The organism is Nonomuraea sp. NPDC047529, assembly GCF_040642995.1.
Lineage (GTDB): Bacteria > Actinomycetota > Actinomycetes > Streptosporangiales > Streptosporangiaceae > Nonomuraea.
In genome coordinates this window covers 80,347-97,437 of record NZ_JBEYTJ010000032.1, presented here as the reverse complement: position 1 = coordinate 97,437, position 17,091 = coordinate 80,347, and the positions used below count along the sequence as shown (strand labels likewise).

At 70.7% G+C, this 17,091-nt stretch carries 15 protein-coding genes; 7 read left to right on the top strand and 8 right to left on the bottom strand.

Translation table 11 applies throughout. The features are described from left to right. Window positions 1-21 precede the first annotated feature (21 nt). A complete protein-coding gene (locus tag ABZ815_RS37825) occupies window positions 22-1,446 on the top strand; it encodes an FAD-binding oxidoreductase (protein ID WP_357706009.1) in 1,425 nt (474 codons plus the stop codon). A gap of 68 nt (window positions 1,447-1,514) precedes the next feature. Here ABZ815_RS37825 and ABZ815_RS37820 read toward each other — a convergent pair whose 3' ends face one another. From ABZ815_RS37820 to ABZ815_RS37790, 7 genes are all read right to left on the bottom strand, one after another. Continuing rightward, window positions 1,515-2,336: a CPBP family intramembrane glutamic endopeptidase gene (locus tag ABZ815_RS37820; RefSeq protein ID WP_357706008.1), complete on the bottom strand. Its 822-nt coding sequence runs from the start codon at window positions 2,334-2,336 to the stop codon at window positions 1,515-1,517. Next, window positions 2,333-2,581, bottom strand: coding sequence for a hypothetical protein (locus tag ABZ815_RS37815; protein ID WP_357706007.1), 249 nt, complete (start codon window positions 2,579-2,581; stop codon window positions 2,333-2,335). The genes ABZ815_RS37820 and ABZ815_RS37815 overlap by 4 nt, the downstream gene beginning before the upstream one ends. Before the next feature lie 35 nt (window positions 2,582-2,616). After that, on the bottom strand, window positions 2,617-2,826 hold the full coding sequence (locus ABZ815_RS37810; RefSeq protein ID WP_357706045.1) for a LuxR C-terminal-related transcriptional regulator: 210 nt from the start codon (window positions 2,824-2,826) through the stop codon (window positions 2,617-2,619). Between the two features lie 53 nt (window positions 2,827-2,879). Then, window positions 2,880-4,424, bottom strand: coding sequence for a nitrilase-related carbon-nitrogen hydrolase (locus ABZ815_RS37805; RefSeq protein WP_357706006.1), 1,545 nt, complete (start codon window positions 4,422-4,424; stop codon window positions 2,880-2,882). 704 nt (window positions 4,425-5,128) lie between these two features. Continuing rightward, window positions 5,129-5,341: a hypothetical protein gene (locus tag ABZ815_RS37800; protein WP_357706005.1), complete on the bottom strand. Its 213-nt coding sequence runs from the start codon at window positions 5,339-5,341 to the stop codon at window positions 5,129-5,131. A 213-nt stretch (window positions 5,342-5,554) separates the two neighbouring features. Continuing rightward, the gene (locus ABZ815_RS37795; protein WP_357706004.1) at window positions 5,555-6,547 is read right to left on the bottom strand and encodes a LuxR C-terminal-related transcriptional regulator; all 993 of its coding nucleotides are present in this window, start codon (window positions 6,545-6,547) and stop codon (window positions 5,555-5,557) included. Then, a complete protein-coding gene (locus ABZ815_RS37790) occupies window positions 6,544-7,503 on the bottom strand; it encodes a transcriptional regulator (RefSeq protein ID WP_357706003.1) in 960 nt (319 codons plus the stop codon). Before ABZ815_RS37790 ends, ABZ815_RS37795 begins: the two co-directional genes overlap by 4 nt. Window positions 7,504-7,621: 118 nt before the next feature. On the opposite strand from ABZ815_RS37790, the gene ABZ815_RS37785 reads away from it, so the two are divergent. From ABZ815_RS37785 to ABZ815_RS37770, 4 genes are all read left to right on the top strand, one after another. Then, window positions 7,622-11,479 (top strand): S8 family serine peptidase, encoded by a 3,858-nt coding sequence (locus ABZ815_RS37785; RefSeq protein ID WP_357706002.1) that lies wholly within the window; start codon window positions 7,622-7,624, stop codon window positions 11,477-11,479. A gap of 245 nt (window positions 11,480-11,724) precedes the next feature. Then, window positions 11,725-12,738: a hypothetical protein gene (locus ABZ815_RS37780; RefSeq protein WP_357706001.1), complete on the top strand. Its 1,014-nt coding sequence runs from the start codon at window positions 11,725-11,727 to the stop codon at window positions 12,736-12,738. Between the two features lie 68 nt (window positions 12,739-12,806). Continuing rightward, window positions 12,807-14,012, top strand: coding sequence for a histidine kinase (locus ABZ815_RS37775; RefSeq protein ID WP_357706000.1), 1,206 nt, complete (start codon window positions 12,807-12,809; stop codon window positions 14,010-14,012). Then, the gene (locus tag ABZ815_RS37770; protein WP_357705999.1) at window positions 14,009-14,650 is read left to right on the top strand and encodes a response regulator transcription factor; all 642 of its coding nucleotides are present in this window, start codon (window positions 14,009-14,011) and stop codon (window positions 14,648-14,650) included. Before ABZ815_RS37775 ends, ABZ815_RS37770 begins: the two co-directional genes overlap by 4 nt. 253 nt (window positions 14,651-14,903) lie before the next feature. Here the strand turns inward: ABZ815_RS37770 and ABZ815_RS37765 are convergent, their stop codons facing one another. After that, window positions 14,904-15,488 carry a TetR/AcrR family transcriptional regulator gene (locus tag ABZ815_RS37765; RefSeq protein WP_357705998.1) on the bottom strand — a complete coding sequence of 195 codons (585 nt, stop codon included), beginning with the start codon at window positions 15,486-15,488 and terminating at the stop codon, window positions 14,904-14,906. A gap of 89 nt (window positions 15,489-15,577) precedes the next feature. On the opposite strand from ABZ815_RS37765, the gene ABZ815_RS37760 reads away from it, so the two are divergent. Both ABZ815_RS37760 and ABZ815_RS37755 read left to right on the top strand, forming a co-directional pair. Continuing rightward, entirely contained in the window at window positions 15,578-16,210 is a 633-nt protein-coding gene (locus ABZ815_RS37760; protein WP_357705997.1) for an NAD(P)H-binding protein, read from the top strand. A gap of 26 nt (window positions 16,211-16,236) precedes the next feature. Further along, window positions 16,237-17,019 (top strand): GDSL-type esterase/lipase family protein, encoded by a 783-nt coding sequence (locus tag ABZ815_RS37755; RefSeq protein WP_357705996.1) that lies wholly within the window; start codon window positions 16,237-16,239, stop codon window positions 17,017-17,019. Window positions 17,020-17,091 lie beyond the last annotated feature (72 nt).

Here is a 17,091-nt window from a genome sequence, read left to right as displayed (position 1 = left end):
ACGACACGTGAGGACATGTCAGTGATCGAGCAGACCCAGCCGACGGGTGCCCCCATTCTGACCGCCGGGGCGGTGACGATACTGGCCGACAGCGTCAAGGGCCCGATCTTCCTCCCCGGCGACCCGGGGTACGCCGAGGAGGCGGAGGGCTTCGACCGCTCCGTCGTACACCACCCGGCCGTCATCGTCGGCGCGGCGGGCGCCGACGACGTGGTGGCCGCGGTGCGCTTCGCCCGCGACCACGGCCTGGGCGTCGCCGTACAGGCCACCGGCCACGGTGTGGGATTGCCCGCCGACGGGGGCCTGCTCATCTCCACGCGGCGCATGGACGGCCACCGGATCGACCCCGAGCGCCGCACCGTGCGGCTGGAGGCGGGCGCGCTGTGGCGGGAGGTCATCCCGTCCGCCGCCCGCCACGGCCTGGCCCCGCTGAACGGCTCGGCGCCGTTCGTCGGCGCCGTCTCCTACACGTTGGGCGGCGGCATCGGCGTCCTGTCCCGCCGTTACGGTTACGCCGCCGACCACGTCCGCACCATCGAGGTCGTCACCGCCGACGGCGAACTGCGCACCGCCTCGGAGGAGGAGAACGCCGACCTGTTCTGGGCGTTGCGCGGCGGCAAGGGCAACTTCGGTGTGGTCACCTCACTTGAGGTGGAACTGGTGGAGGTGTCGCGGATCTACGGCGGCGGCCTGTACTTCCCGGCCGAGTCGATCCGGGATGTGCTGCACTTCTACCGCACATGGGTCACCGGGGTGCCCGACGAGCTCAGCTCCTCCTTCTTCATGATGCCCTGGCCCGATGTGCCCGAAGTCCCCGAGGAACTTCGCGGGCGTTTCGCCCTGCACCTGCGCCTGAGCTACCTCGGCTCGCCGCAGGACGGTGCCCGGCTGGTCAAGCCGCTGCGCGAGATCGCCACGCCGCTGCTCGACACGGTCACCGACATCCCGTACACCGAGGTCGGCACCATTCACAACGATCCGCCGACGCCCGGCTCGTACCACATCGACAGCTTCCAGCTCACCCACCTCGACCATGACGCGGTCGAGGCGATCCTGGCGCTGGTGGGCCCCGGGTCGAACAGCGCGGTCGGCATCGAGATCCGTCATCTCGGCGGCGCCCTCGCCCGTCCGCCGCGCCTGCCGAACGCGGTCGCGCACACCACCGCCCAGTTCCAGCTGTACTCCGCCGGTGTCCTCGGCATCGGTGAGGACCAGGCCGTGTACGCCGGGCACGACCGGGTCATCAAGACCCTCGCCCCGTGGAACAGCGGGACGCGCATGCTCAACTTCATGGCGGGCGTCGCCCACACCGACCCGGAGGACGTGCGCCAGGCGTTCACGCCGGAGGCGTACGAGCGGCTGGTCGCCGTCAAGACGGCCCACGACCCCGGCAACATGTTCCGCTTCAACCACAACATTCCGCCGGCGGGCGGAGGGAGTCGATGAGGAGCTGAAGCGGGCCCCGGCAGCCTTCACCGACCGGGTCACCGCCGACGGCCGCTTCGAACAGGAATCTACCTAACCTTCAAAGACCCACGGACGAGCCTCGCCCGGCTCGGGCGCATCAGCCACCCGGCAGCGGCGAGTGTGAGCACCCAGCCGATCACTTCGATGAGCAGGTGATCGGTTGCGTTGGGGACGGATTGCAGCAGGTACACCCGGACGCTGTTGATCGCTCCGTGTGTCAGGACCGCGGGCCAGACACTCCCCGACTGCCGGCGAAGTGCGAGCAACAGCGGAGCCCATGGCAGCATGCCCGCGAAGTAGATGACGATGTCCCAGGGTGGTCGATCACCGATGACGGCGAGGACCGGCAGGTGCCAGACGATCCAGACCAGACCGCTGACAAGGGCCAGCGGCCAGAATCCCCATGACGCGGCGCGCGTCGCCAGCCAGCCGCGCCAGCCGAACTCCTCGCCGATGGCGAAGACCGACTGCATGAGGAAGACCGGAACGATCCACATGGTCGCCGTGAGGATCTGGTCAAGCGGGTTGAGCCGCCAGATCCCCAATGCCAGTGCGGTGGCGGTTTGGATCGCGGCGATCGCGGCGATGAGGCCGATGCCGATGCCGGCCCACTTGGGTGTGCCGCGCCACCTGGTGGCGAACGTCTCTCGGAACGTTCCGGGGCGTCGGGCAAGCCACATGATGATCGCTGCGAGCAGCGGGGTCAGTTGCAGGATCGGAGTGATCAGGTTGTAGAAGGCCGTCGGGACCAGCCGGAAGACCATCGGAACGGACAGCGCGAAACACAGCAGGACGGCGATCGCGAAGAACCACGTGACATCGATACCTGTTGATCTGGCAGAACCGGAGCGCGTGGAGGACGCCGTCATGATGACCTCGTCTCGTGCGGGCGCGAGGATCCAGCTCGATGAGTGATCTTGGTGTAGCGCGGATCGGCCATCTTGAACTCGGGGAGTACCTGGACGACCGGGTCGTCCACGGAGTATCGGTCCGTCAGCAGCGTGATCGTCTCGACGGACGAACCGTCGATCAGCTCCTGGTCACCGGCATAGGACGGGGATGTCCAGCCGACGGGCATGACGACGCCGAGAGGTAGGAGACGTAGGAAACGCACGATCTCGAAGCTAGGGCGGGCGGAATCGTCCGGCCTCACCCGAAGGGGTGAACCTGGTACCGCCCGTCAGGATGGAAATGGTGGCGAGCGACGAGCCCGTCCTCGCAGGCGTAGATCACCACGTGCACGCGGTCACGCAGGTCCAGCTTGTGCAGGATGGCCCGGACGTGCGACTTCACCGTGCTCTCACTCGCCACCAGTGCCCCGCCGATCTCGCCGTTGGACCCTCCATGAAGACGCCTGATCGTCCTGCAGGATCGGAGGCGACAGGTTCATGCCACGAGCAGCCGGCGCGGCCTCAAGCGCCCTGAGGTCGGGTACCCGGTCCTTGAACCTCGATCTCCTGCCTCGCACCGGTCACCCAGGGCCCGGCCACGGTCAGCCGCCTGGTGCGCAGGGCCACGGCCCCGAGGGCGGCCATCGCCGCGAGGCAGAGCCAGGCGAACACGTCGCCGATGCGCGCATATATCGTCGGATCACTGGCGACAGGGACATACGCGGACATCGTCTGCTGCTTGGTGGTGAAGTAGTCGGCCGAGGTGAGCGTCCGGCCCTGCGGGTCGAAGACCGCGGCCAGGCCGTTGCTGGCTTGCCGGATCAGCGAGTAGCCGTTCTCCACCGCCCGGACGGCCGACTTCTCGGTGTGCGTGGCGCCGAAGCCGTACCAGTCGTTGGACGGCACCATCATCAGGTCCACGTCGGCGGCCTGCCTCATCAGGGCGGGGAAGTCGGCGTCGAAGCAGATGACGTTGGCCAGGCGGCCGAACGGGGTGTCGGCGGTCGGCACCCTGCCGTCCCCGGGGTCGAACGGATCCATTCCCGGCACCGGGCGGGCCTTCTCGTACGTCCATCGGACCCGCCCTCTCGGATCGACGAGCACCGTCTCGTTACGCATGTACGGCGGCGCACCTGTGATCACGATCATTCCGGCGTTCACATAGCTGCCGGTCCTGACGGCGACGGCGGCGATCTCGTCGATCAGCCGCTGCCTGTCGGCCTCGCGTGCCGCACCGCCCGCCTCCGGCCAGACCACGATCTCGGCTCCGGCGCCCGCCTCGCGTTCGGTGGCGGTCAGCAGGGAGTCGTTGACAGGGGCGAGCGCCCGCCGAGCCGTGTCGGGATCCGCCCCGGCGAGCTGTTCAGGCGAGGGAAAACCGTTCAGGGCCTTGTTGGACGCCTCCAGAACCGACCGTGCGGGACTGACTCCAGCCACCCGTACGGTCTCGCCGGCGGGCGCCGCGAACGCCAGGCGCATGCTTCCGCCGACGAGCACCAGCGTCAGCACGGCCCCGAAGGGTGTCACCCGCCGCCAGGTGAATCCGTCCTGCCAGAGGTGGTTGCAGACGGCGGCGAACCAGGCGATGAGGAAGCTGATGCCATAGCCACCGGTCACCGAGGCGAGCTGGAGCAGCGGGAGGTTGTCGTGCTGGGTGGCGGCCAGCGAACTCAGGATGTTGCCGACGGGACTGACATTCGCGAGCGCGTACTCCACGCCGACCACCCCAAGGGGGAAGACCAACGTGGCCCACGCCCCGGGTAAGCGCGCCGCGACGAGACGGTCGAGAACGTACGGCACTACGCCCGCCAGCGCCATGACCAGGGAGAGCGCCAGTACCGGACTGAACACCGGCAGTCCGCTCTCGTAGAGCCAGAACGTGGTGGACACCACGGTGGCGAGTGCGATGCCGCCCATCGCCGGAAGCGTCCGGCTGGTGCGGGAGAAGCGTAACAGCAGGATCAGATAGATCCATGCCGCCCCTGCCACCTCCCATCGGCCGTGCGCGGCCACGAGCGAGAGGGCGGTTCCGGCAGCGAGCGCTGCCCAGCGAGTCACATGATTCATGCGGCGAATGTAGGCAGCGCGGACCTCACCTCCCCATCCCGAACCCCCCGAACCGCAGTAGGGAACACCCCCGGCCTGGTGCCGCGCCCCTGATCCCACCCGGACGTCCCGAAGCGCAAGGACGTGCCCGCGGTGGTCTCCGCCGGAGAGGGCTGGAGGCGACCGGAAGGCCGCGCAGGCAAGGGACGAACCCGCCTCTACTCAACCCGCGACACACCAAGGCATCCACCGAACCCGGGGCGATTCACAGTGCCGCCGACGGACAGCCTCTCGAAGTAGCCGCGGAGTTCGGCGTCGTCGCCGCCCAAGACGTCGCGGTAGAACTCCATCGCCTGCCGTGCGTTCCCGTTGCGGGCACCGACGGTTGCCCGAACCTGGCGTTGACCGCCGAGGTTCTGGCCACGCGGGAACTGCTTGCGCGTCTGGACCTGTAGGGAGTGACCGCTCAGGGGGCTGAGGATTCACGCCGGAAAGCCCCCCAAGGAATCACGACATCCCGTGTCGCGTATTGCCCTCCAATGCGCGCTGGGCGTTCCTTGCCGACTTCTTGTCGGCGAAGACTGGGCTCCAGGACGTCCTGTGCCCCGACCCCGACCCCGGGCCTGAGGTCAGAGCTGAAGCTGCCGTCGCAGGCTCGGTCAGCTCGCGGCAGTGGGCGGGCTCAAGGGCGTCGAGGCTGCACGGACCGCTCGTCCGCAGGGGGCTCAGGTGGCGGCCGGGCTCGGGCCGGACGGAGGTGGCGGTGACCACGTGCTGTTCGGGAGGAACGCGGCGAACACCCCTGACAGCAAGACCAGTGCCGCCACGCTGACGTTGGTGACCGTCGCGGCGGTCGCCGCCGATTGGGACGGGACGTGGAGGGCCAGGAAGACGGCTCCGAGGCCGGCGATGCCGGCGACCTGACCGAGCTGGGTCACGGTCGACATCAAACCGCTGGCGTTCGCCGCGTCCGTCGGCGCGACACGGGTCAACGCCGCGTTGAGGGCGGGGCTGCAGGCCGGCCCCATGCCGGCTCCGACTTCGCCCGGATCTGGAGCGCTCTGGCCGAACACCCCTCCCGGCACTGCTCCCTTCCCGACCACCTCCATGAGCCCGGCGGCACAGCAGACGACCTTCGATGAGCGGCGATCTCAGGCACCCGACGCCCTTGGCGCGCCGCGCGGGTCCTCAGGGGTGCTGCGGGCCTGGGATCGGGCGGCCTGTACGCCGGCCTGGAAGCGGGTGTGGGCGCCGAGCCTGGCCATGAGCTCGGCGATGCGCCGCTGGGCGGTGCGGTAGCCGATGCCGAGCTGGCGGGCGATGGCCTCGTCGGTCAGGCCGGTGAGCAGGAGGGCGATCAACCGTTCGTCGTCCTGCGGTGCCTCGCGCGAACCGGTCAGCCGCATCGGCAGCGCCCGCTCCCAGGTCCCCTCGAACAGCCTGCTCAGCGCCTCCAGCAGCCCGGAGGGGTGCACCAGGAGCGCCGCGGAGTCGGGTGACTCGTAGCGCAGCACCAGCAGCGCGAACCGGTCGTCGACCAGGTAGAGCTTCATCGGCAGGCTGGGCAGCACCCTCGCCAGCTGGCCCGCGCCGATCATCTCCTCGATCAGCCGTAGCGCGCCCGGCCGGTCGATGAAGTCGCGCTCGTAGATGACCCGGCTGGTGATGCCGCGCTCCAGCAGCTCGCGGTGGGCGGCCACGCTGGCGTGCCGGTCGAAGTACGGCGGCTGGGAGAAGGTCCGTACCTGGTGGCGGGCCGCGCGCTGGAGCTGGTGGAGGCGTTGCCGTACCGCGGCGGCGCCGGTGATCACCTCCACGACCAGCGGCTGCCGCTGCTGCCCGGAGGCACGCTGCTGGAAGGCGTCGTCCAGGTCGGCGGCACGCTCCCTGGCGCGTGCGAGCCCCTCTTCCGCGACGGTGAGCAGCGCGTCGAGCGCGACGTCGGGGGCGACGGCGACGTACCGCGGCGGTTCGTCCGGCAGCCGGTTGACCAGGCCCTTGCTCTCCAGCCCGCTCAGCAGCGCGGGCAGGCCGGGGCCGGCGAAGCCCGCGGCGAGCCGGTCGAGGGTGGCCGGCGAGCACTCGACGAGCAGCTCGTAGAGCTCCTCCTCGGCCGGGTTCAGCCCGAGCGCTTCGAGCGTCATCGCAGCCAGCCGCGCAGGACGGCCTGGTAGCCGGCCTGGAACCGGGTCTGCGCGTCGAGCTGGACCATCATCACCTGCACCCGCCTGCGCACCGTGCGCACGCTCCAGCCGAGCTGCGCCCCGATGGCCGCGTCGGTCAGCCCCGAGATGAGCAGGGGCAGCAGGTCCTCGTGCGCGTCGGCGGGACTGCGCTCCTCGGGCAGCCGGGCCTGCCCCTGCCGCACGCCCAGCGGGACGGCGCGCTGCCAGTTCATCTCGAACAGCGCGCCGAGCGCCTCCAACAGCGTCGGGTCGTGCACCACCAGCGCGGATTCGACCAGGTGCAGGTCGTGCCGGAGCGGCACGATCGCCGTCGGCCGGTCGTTCAGGACGAGCTTCATCGGCACCTCGCCGACCCTGGCCTGCTCGCCGGCGGTGATGTAGTCGGTGACCACCGTCAGCGCCCCGGGCAGCTCCATCGCCTTCCTGTCGTACAGGACGCGGTAGTTCACGCCCCTCGCCAGCAGATCGAACTCACGCGCGTTCTCCCCGATCACCCCGGCGTACGGCGGCGCGTCGAACACCCGGATCGAGCGGTGCGTCTCCCTCTGGAGCTGCTCGAAGCGGTCGTTGACCGCCTGCCTGCCGATCACCACCTCCACCAGCCCGGCGGCGTCGTGCTCGGCGCCCGCCCGGTGGAAGGCGGCGCTGAGCCCGGCGATGCGGCCCCGGGCGGCGGTCAGTGCCCTGGACCTGGCGCTGATCAGCGTGTCGAGGCCCATGCTCGGGGCTACCGCGGCGTACCTGGGCGGGTCCTCCGGCAGCCGGGTGACCAGGCCGAGTTCCTGGAGCCTCGCGCAGAGCGCGGCCTGCGGGCCGGCGAGCCGTTCAAGGTCGGCGGCCGTGATCGGCGAGACCTCGATCAGCGTCTGGTACAGCGCCTCTTCGGCCGTCGACAGGCCCAGGGACTCGAGCATGCGCCCATCGTGTCCTCTTCCCGCCAACGGCGTGAAGAGGTCGAAAGGTCATCTTTCCGGATATGGCGCGGAATGGGAGGTTTTGTGTGCTCGATCTTGTACTACTCCGAGGAGAACCATGGCTCGCCGCCCGCTCGCCGGGCTGACCGCGTTGGGGTTGGTCCTGTCCATGGGGATGGCCACGCCCTCCCCTTCACCCGAGTCCGCCGACACCCCGCCCCCCACCCCGGGCGCCTTACCCGCCGCCACCCGGCTCACCCTGATCACCGGCGACGTGGTGACGTACGGCAAGGCCGCCGACGGCACCCCTCGCGCCGACGTGGAACCGGCCAAGCGCGCCGGAGGAGCGCCGGTGTCCTTCGTGACCCTGCGGAAGGGCGACTCCTTCTACGTCTTCCCCTCCGACGCGATGGCCCCGGTGGCCTCGGGCCAGGTGGACAAGGGCCTGTTCGACGTGGCGTACCTGGCCGCCAACGGCTACACCGACGCCGAACGCCCGACCCTGCCGGTCATCGTCCAGTACGGCACCGCCAAGCAGGCCGCCGCGACGCTGTCGGCACGGGCCGACGCGCTCCCGGCCACCGCCTCGCCCGTCGCCCTGGCCAGCGTCGGAGGCGCCGCCGTCAAGGTGGACAAGAAGGCGGCGCGGGAGTTCTGGGCCGCGGCCGCCGTGTCCCCCTCCGCACGCACGACCGCGCCGACGACGATCTGGCTCGACCGCAAGATGAAGCCCGTGCTCGACAAGAGCGTGCCGCAGATCGGCGCGCCGCAGGCCTGGGCCGCCGGCTACAAGGGCAAGGGCGTCAAGGTCGCCGTGCTCGACACCGGCGTCGATCCCGACCACCCCGACCTGGCCGGCCGGATCGGGGCGATGGCCAACTTCACCGACGATCCCGACGCCCGCGACGGCCACGGCCACGGCACCCACGTCGCCTCCACGATCGCCGGCTCCGGACGGTACACGGGCGTGGCGCCCGAGGCCACGCTCCTGGTGGGCAAGGTGCTCAGCTCATCGGGCTCGGGCACCTCGTCGCAGGTCATCGCGGGCATGCAGTGGGCCGCGGCGCAGGCCAAGGTGGTCTCGATCAGCATCGGCGGCGAGTACGAGGACCAGAACGGCCCCATCAACCAGGCGGTGAACACGCTCAGCGCCGAGACGGGCGCGCTGTTCGTCGTGGCCGCCGGCAACGACGGCGGCAACCGTACCGTCAACGCGCCGGGATCAGCGGCGGCGGCGCTGACGGTCGGCGCGATCGACCGCGAGGAGAAACTGGCCCCCTTCTCCAGCCGAGGCCCGAGCCCGTTCGACTACGGGCTCAAGCCCGACGTGGTCGCGCCCGGCGTCGGCATCGTCGCGGCCCGCGCGCGGGGCACGTCGATGGGTTCGCCCGTGGACGAGCTCCACACCGCCGCCTCCGGCACCTCGATGGCGACCCCGCACGTGTCGGGCGCGGCGGCCATCCTCGCCGGGCAACACCCCGACTGGACGGGCCCGCAGCTCAAGGCGGCGCTCATCGGCACCTCGAAGGACGACGGCCTGACCGCCTACCAGCAGGGCGCCGGGCGCATCGACGTGGCCAGGGCGGTCACCCAGCAGGTACGCGGCTCGGGCAACCTCGACTTCGGCTTCCTGAGCTCCCCGCAGAGCGGCCCGGCCACGAAGACGATCACCTACACCAACGACGGCGACCAGGCGGTGACGCTGGCCCTGCGCGCGAGCATCGCGGCGCACCGCGGCACCGCCCCCGATCGGGTGCTCAAGCTGGACCGCGACACGGTGACCGTCCCCGCCCACGGCGCCGCGGACGTGGCCGTCTCCTTCGACCCGTCAGGACCGGCCACCTGGTATGAGGGTTCGGTGGCGGCCACCGGCGGCGACGTGGTCGTGCGCACGGCCGTGGGCGCGTTCGTCGAGCCGCGCAGGGTCAAGCTCAAGACCGAACTGATCATGCCGGACGGCGCGACCGACGCGGTCTCCGTCCCGTGGATGTTCCTGCGTACCGACGACCGCGACGACCTGGACGCCTTCTACCAGACGGTCGAGGGCGAGGCGAGCGTCTACCCGGGCACCTTCAGCGTCAACACCATCGCCGCCTGGCGAGGGGAGAACGGCGAGTGGCAGCAGTCGCTGCCGACCGCGCCCGAGGTCAAGGTGGACCGGGACACGACGGTCACCCTCGACCTGCGCAAGGCCCGCGAGGTCCGCCTGGACACCCCCCGCACGACCGAGACCTATCTGTCCCACTACGCCCTGCGGCGCACCACCGCGAGCGGCATCGTGGCCGACTTCCTCTCCTCCTACCCGGCGTACGGGCTGCACCATTACTGGATGTTGCCCACCGAACCGGTCAAGCAGGGCGCCCTCGACCTCACCGGCCAGTTCTGGCAGGGCGCGCCGCTCGTCACGATGAAGGCCGCCGGACGCACGCTCGCCCCCCGCTACGCGGGCATCACCCCCGACATCCCCAAGCTGACCGGCAAGCAGACCATCCCGCTGGTGGACGTGGGCCACGGCACCGACCTGTCCGGCCTGGACGTACGGGGCAAGCTCGCCCTGCTCGACCTCGGCGACCTCTGCCCGGAGACGACCTGCTCCGGCGACGGGCTCGACCGCGTGGAGGCCCTGGCGGCCGCCGGCGCGGTGGGCGTGCTCGGCTACGGCGCGTCGGGACGGGCCTTCCTCGACCCGACCGGAAGCTGGGCCTTCTACCCGATCCCGACCATGAGCCTGCCCGCCGACCAGGGCAGGGCACTGGCCCGCAAGCCGGTCGACGTCAAGGTCGAGGGCAGCCCGGCCACGCCGTACATGTACTCGCTGTTCTTCCCCGAACGTGGCCGGATCCCCGCCGTCCTCGACTACCGGGTGACCAGGAAGAACCTCCAGGAGATCGACGACCGCTTCCACTCGGACCGCCCCGGCACGGTGCGCATGAGCTGGACCCCCGTGCTGATCAACGGCTCCGAACCGTTCGTCGCGTGGGGTCTCGACGGCACCTTGCAGGCACGGACCACGGTGACCGAGTACGTCGGGCCGGTCTCGCCCGACGTGACGTGGCAGCGTGACGTCCGGATGCGGTACGACGAGGGCACCCCCTCCAGGACCGGCTACACCACGGTCGCGCTCGACGTCTTCACCAAGGCGGGACGTCGCACGGAGCGGTGGGGCATGCAGCCCCGAGTGCCCGGCGGCCCGCGCGACAGTGACCGCGTGATCGACTCGGGCACGGTCACCTGCTTCGCGTGCCGTACCGGCGACCTGTTCACGGCGGCGGTGCCCGTCATGGGCCCCGAACCCAACCACCAGGAGCCCTTCACCTGGAGTGCCAACTTCCAGGCGTGGGCCGGCGGCAAGGACGAACTGCACCTCTACCGCAACGGTCAGGAAGTGCCCCTGGAGGAGAAGATCGGCGCGCTCGGGCCCGTCGGGATCAGGCTGCCGACCTTCACCCTTCCGTCCGGCGAGGCCGAATACCGGCTCACCGACACCTTCCACACCCCTCAGCCGGGACAGCGGTTCGCGACCGACGTCGAAACGGCCTGGACCTTCCGCTCCAAGCGCCCCGAATCCGGGATGAAGGACCTTACCGACGGCCTGTGCGCGGGCTGGCTCGTCACCCAGATCCTGGCTCCCTGCGCGCCGGTCCGCCGGCTCAACCTCAGCTACGACCTGGACCTCGACCTGGACAACCAGACCACGGCCGGGCTCGCCCGCCGTATCACCGTCACCGCCTACAACGGCTCCTTCGGGCAGCCCGACGCCAAGCTGACCACGCTCCGGCTCTCGGCCACCTTCGACGGCGGCGCCCACTGGGTACCCGTCCCCATGTCGGCCTCCGGCGACCGCACCTTCACCGGCACCATCACCCACCCGCCCCTGTCCCGGACCGACGGCACCGTCGGCCTCCGCGCCCAGGCCACCGACCAGGAAGGCAACACCGTGGACCAGACGATCCACAAGGCCTACGGACTGAAGTAACCCGGACGAACAGCCAGAAACCCCCAGACCGGCGTACCCGAGCGGGGGGTTTCTGTCGGAACGCGAACAGCGCACCCTTGCAGTGAGGGAATGCACTGTTCGCGGCCATGGAATCCCCCGCTTGGGGCGCCCCGCTCTCGCGTCGAGCGTCATCCTTTGGGACGACGCCGTCGCGACCTCCGGAGGAGCCGGCCGAGACCCCGTGACGATGTGCGGGGCACCCCCGCGGCAGCAGATTGGGCCGGGTGAACACCTCTCCCCCGCGAAACCGTCCCACGATCGTGCCGACCCTGATCGTCGCCGTCTGGTCGGTGAGCCATCTGCCCCTCAGCCTGCTCTGGGCTCTCGGAGGGCCCGCATATCCCTTCGACGCCGGCCGTACGGGCGCGGGCAGCACCCTGCTCGATCCTCTTCCGGCGGCAGCCGGCGGGGCCGTGCTCGCGGTGTCGGCGCTGGTGGCCGGCGTCGTCGCCGTGCTCGCCGGCAGAGGTCCGCTCGACCGGGCCCCCGCCGTCGTGGCCGTCGCGCTCGGCGCCGGCCTGGCGGTGCTGCTGCCTGACGTGCGCATCATGATGACCGCTGGATATCTGCCGGTGATGCTGGTCGCCGCGCTCGCCGGCCAGGCCGAGTTCTCGATGATCGCGACCATGCTCACGTGGCCGAGCGTCAACCTGCTCATCCTGATGGCGGCCGGCGTCAGCCTGATGCTCCTGGGGACGCGCGCGCTGACAGCAGGGGCCGGGCGGCCCGGTGGCGCCGCCCGCGCGCTACGGGTCGGGCGGTACGCGACCGCCGTCGCGGTCGCCGTCCCCGTCGTCTACGCCGTCACCCGCTTCGGCTGGTTGCTGGGCGTGCCTGTCGGGATCAGCGACCGGTTCCTGGCCCACATCGCCGAGATCACCCCGATCGGCGCCGGTCTCAGCACGCTCGGTCTCATCGGTGCGGGCCTGACCTTCGGCCTGGTGCGGCCGTGGGGCGAGATCTGGCCGCGCTGGGTGCCGTTCCTGCACGGGCGTGCGATTCCGGCACGGCTCCCGGCCTACTCGGCTCTGGCCGTCTCCCTCCCCGTCACCTCCGCCGGGCTGATGTACGTCCGCAAGAAGCTCACCGGCGAGCAGGTCGGCCCTGCGGGGGCGGACACCGAGCTGGGGGCCTGGCTGCCGGAGATGTTGTGGCCGCTGTGGGGTGCGGCTCTGGCGGTGGCGGCGCTGGCTTACCTCTCCCGCCGCCGGCGCCTCGTTCACGCACACCGACCATAATGGTGGGCGTGCGAGAGTCCCCGTCATCTTCCGATGCCGCGGTTGACTCGTTTCTCGACCGGCATCAGGTGAGCACCGATGCCCTGCTCGCGGTGCTGCTCTTCCTGCCGCTCGGCCTGGTCTCGTTGAGCCTGCTCCGGGCCTCGGACAGTCCTCTGCCGCTCCGCCTGCTCGCGGGTCTCGGCCTGCTGGTGCTGCACGGGTGCGTCGTTCCGCGTCGGCTGCGCCCGCTGGTGGCGTACGGCGTGGCCGCCGCGGCGATGCTGCTGCTGGTGGCACTCCCGCCCCTGCATGACCCGGGCGGCGCCTACTATCCGGCGGTGCTGCTGCCGAGCACGCTGGTCTTCGGGCTGCTGCTCTACACGGCCTGCGGCCGGCTCGGCCTGCTGCCCAGCCTGGCCTGTCTGGGTGTCGCCCTGACGGGTGTGGCCCTGGTCCTGGCGCGCCTGTGGAATCCGGCTTCATGGGGCGGCTCGTCGGGCTCCTACGAGCTGGTCGCTTGGCGGATCGGACTGTCGGTCGGCCTGGTCGCCGCAGCGGCGTGCCTGTGGTCGCTGGGCCGCCTCGGCCGGATCCGGGTGTTGTTCCTGTCCGAGCTCAGAGCGAAGGCCGAGCGCGCGGAGGCCGACCGTGCGCGGGAGCGGCAGGAGGCGGCGCGGGCGGAGCGCGACCGCATCAGCCGCGAGATGCACGACGTGGTGTCCCACTCGCTCGCCGTCATGGTCAGCCAGGCGGAAGGTGGCAGGCTGTCCGCCCCAGGCTCGCCCGGGGCAGACGTGTTCGCCACCATCGCCGGGGTCGGGCGCGAGGCCCTGCGGGACATGCGCGGGCTCCTGGGCGTGCTGCGCGCCGACGGCGGCACCACTCCGCAACCGGGCCTCGGCGATCTCTCCGACCTGCTCGACCAGGTACGCGACACAGGCGTCCGGCTCGCCGTACAGGAGGTCGGGGACGCCCGGCCGCTGCGCCCCGCCGTCGACCTGACCGCCTATCGTGTCGTCCAAGAGGGACTGACCAACGTGATCAAACACGCGGGGGCGACGGCCGCCGCCGACATGACGCTGGCCTGGCGCGCGGACAGACTGCACATCACCATCACGAACGACGGCGCCGGCCCGCCCGCCGGAGAGGCCGGCGTCGGGCTGACCGGGATGCGCGAACGTCTCAGCATGGTGGGAGGCACCCTGGAGGCCGGCAGACGCTCCGGCGCCGGCTTCGAACTGTCGGCCACCCTGCCTTACGAGCCGAGGAGTCTCCCATCATCCGGATCATGATCGTCGACGATCAGGAGCTGCTGCGCAACGGCCTGACCATGGTCGTCAGGTCCCAGCCCGACATGGAGGTGGTCGCCGAGGCCGCTGACGGCCTGGCGGCCCTGTCGGCGCTGGAGTCGCGGCACGTCGACGTGGTGGTGATGGACATCCGCATGCCCCGGATGGACGGTGTCCTCGCCACCAGGGAGATCCAGCGGCTGGACGACCCGCCGAAGGTGCTGGTGCTGACCACGTTCGATCTCGACGAGCACGCCCTGGCCGCGCTGCGCGCCGGTGCGAGCGGGTTCATGCTGAAGGACGCGCCAGGTGAGGAGATCATCGCTGCGATCCGGCACGTGCACCGGGGTGACTCGATCATCGCGCCCGCCACGACCCGCCGGCTCATCGGGCGGCTCGTCGCCAAGGCCGACACCGACCCGGAGGCCGTGCTCAAGGTGCTCACGGAGCGTGAGCGTGAAGTCTTCCTCAGCCTGGCCGGAGGCGCGTCCAACGCCGAGATCGGAGTCGAGTTGTTCCTGTCGGAGACCACGATCAAGACCCACGTGGGGCGCATCCTGACGAAGCTCGGGCTGCGCGACCGGGTCCAGGCGGTGGTACTGGCGTACGAATCCGGCGTTGTCACTCCGGGCGAACGTTAGGCGCCGACTCACGCGCATCGCGTCCAGGCCGCTGGGTTGAGGTCGGCGCCCGGACTGGTCGATCCCATGGGCCATCAACCGCGATCGCCTCCTTCCTCAAGTGGACGGTCCGCCGGCGGCGTTCTCTGCACGAGGGCGATCTCACGGACCCGAGCGGGAGGGCCCAGTGCCATCGGACTCCCTGCTCGACAGCGCTGAGCGGCGGCCCACACGTCCTGGGCGCCCCAAGATCGGGTTGTCCCAGCGCCCGATCTCAGGGGGCGAGGGACTCGTACAGGGTGCGGGCGAAAGCCGCGGCCGCCTCGTGGGTGTCGGAGTGTGCGGGGGTGGACATGTGGCCGAGGAAGGCATGCTGGAAACAGGCGCCGACCAGGAGACCGGCGGCGGCCTGGACGTCCGCGTCCGGATTCAGGCGGCCCTGTTGTTGTTCGGCGCGCAGGTACGCGGCGATCGCTTCGTTGACCTTGTGGGGGCCGACGTCCTTGCGCCGGATCTCGGCCTTGTGGGCGGCAAGGGTGGCGGGGTCGGCGAACATCGAGGCGAACATGGGGAAACCGCCGCTGTAGAAGGTGATCGCCGCCGTGGCGATGGCGGTGAGGTTGTCCACGACGTCCCCGGTTCCGGCCTTGCCGTGCAGCACCTCGGCCAGCCGGCCGAAGCCGGGTGAGCGTTCGCGCATCACCGCGACCAGCAGGTCGGCCTTGTTGGTGAAGTGCTTGTAGAGGGCGGCCTCGGTGAACCCGGCGGTGCGGGCGATCTGTCGCGTGGTCACGTTGGCCAGGCCCTGCTCCGCCATGACCGTGGCGGCCGCGTCGAGGATCGCGTCCCTGGTGCCCATTGCTGCTCCTTCGCAACTTGACGTAGTTAGTAAACGCTCGCTAACGTCACTCTACCAGTTAACGAGCGTTTACTAACCAGGAGTCCCTGATGAAACTTGCCCTTTTCGGCGCTACCGGTGGCACCGGACAGCAGCTGCTCGACCAGGCACTCGCCGCCGGCCACCACGTCACCGCGATCGTCCGCGATCCGACCCGGCTGCGCCGGCCGGACCGCCCCGGGCTCGACGTGGTGACCGCTGAACTGACGGACGCCAACGCGATCGGCGCCGGCGTGACCGGCCAGGACGCCGTGGTGTCCACCCTGGGGCCCAGGCCGGGCGCGGGCGGGTCGGTGTGCGCCGACGGCGCCCGCGCGATCATGACGGCGATGCGAGCCACCGCGACCCGCCGCCTGATCGTCGTCACCGCCGGCGGGCACATCGTCGACGAGGGCGACGGACCGCTGAACCGAGCCCTGGTCAAACCCCTGCTACGCCGTCTTCTGCGAGAAGGATTCGCCGACTTCGCCCGCACCGACGAGGCCGTCCTCTCCAGCGGTCTGGACTGGACCATCATGCGGCCTCCGCGCCTGACCGACGGCGAGCGCCGCCCCTACCGCACCGCCATCGACCGCAACGTGCGCCGCGGCATCACCATCGCCCGCGCCGACCTGGCCCACGCCATCCTTGCCGCACTCGCCGAGCCTGCCACCGTCGGCCACAGCATCAGCCTGGGGTACTGACCATGAGAAGACGGATCGTCATCTCCGTGATCCTGCTGGTGTCCGTCGTGCTCACCGGCACCGGCGCCGTGGCCTATCTCACCTTCCTCCGCCCGCCCGACAACCCTCCGGCCGACCTGTGCGCTCAGGGCCCGCCGGGCGAGCGCCCCCGCGTGGTCGCGGCCGGCGCCAGCATGACCCAAGGCACGCTCGGCGCGGACTGGGTGGCGGCCCTGCGCGCACGGCCCGAGCACCGCGCATACGAGTTCGTCAACGCGGGCATCAACGGCAACACCACCGCCGACCTGCTCCAGCGCCTCGACACCGACATCCTGGCATGCCGGCCGGCCGCGGTCCTGCTCCTGATCGGCACCAACGACGTCCGCGACGGCGTGGCGCTGGAGCGCTACCGAGCCAACCTCGGCGCGATCATCGCCCGCATCCAGGCCCGCACCGCCGCGCGGATCGCCGTGATGTCCCTGCCGCCACTCGGCGAGAACCTGGACACCACGATCAACCGATCGCTCGCCGGATACAACGCCGCGATCAAGGAAATCGCGCACCGAGCACAGGTCCAGTACCTGCCCGTGCATGAGCGCATGGCCGACCACCTGCGGACACAGGGCGGACGACAGCCGTACGCCTTCAGTTTCCCGCTGGCCTTCGCCATCGCCGCCCAGCATTACCTGCTCGGGCGCAGCTGGGACGAGATCGCCCGCCATGGCGGGCGCGACCTCCTCGTCGACCACGTGCACCTGAACGACCGCGGCGGAGCGATCGTCACCGATCTCGCTTCTCGCTGGCTGTCCGAGCGGCCCATCGCCTTTTAGTGCGACAGCCGTCCCCGTGATCAGCGCAGCCGAACGCCGGCCACCGGAGGACCACAGTCGCGGCGTTCACGT

Excerpts from the sequence above, each read along its gene's own strand:
- ABZ815_RS37820 (WP_357706008.1), bottom strand. The coding sequence starts at position 2,336 with ATGACGGCGTCCTCCACGCGCTCCGGTTCTGCCAGATCAACAGGTATC.
- ABZ815_RS37805 (WP_357706006.1), bottom strand. The coding sequence starts at position 4,424 with ATGAATCATGTGACTCGCTGGGCAGCGCTCGCTGCCGGAACCGCCCTC.
- ABZ815_RS37795 (WP_357706004.1), bottom strand. The coding sequence starts at position 6,547 with ATGACGCTCGAAGCGCTCGGGCTGAACCCGGCCGAGGAGGAGCTCTAC.
- ABZ815_RS37790 (WP_357706003.1), bottom strand. The coding sequence starts at position 7,503 with ATGCTCGAGTCCCTGGGCCTGTCGACGGCCGAAGAGGCGCTGTACCAG.
- ABZ815_RS37785 (WP_357706002.1), top strand. The coding sequence starts at position 7,622 with ATGGCTCGCCGCCCGCTCGCCGGGCTGACCGCGTTGGGGTTGGTCCTG.
- ABZ815_RS37770 (WP_357705999.1), top strand. The coding sequence starts at position 14,009 with ATGATCGTCGACGATCAGGAGCTGCTGCGCAACGGCCTGACCATGGTC.
- ABZ815_RS37765 (WP_357705998.1), bottom strand. The coding sequence starts at position 15,488 with ATGGGCACCAGGGACGCGATCCTCGACGCGGCCGCCACGGTCATGGCG.
- ABZ815_RS37760 (WP_357705997.1), top strand. The coding sequence starts at position 15,578 with ATGAAACTTGCCCTTTTCGGCGCTACCGGTGGCACCGGACAGCAGCTG.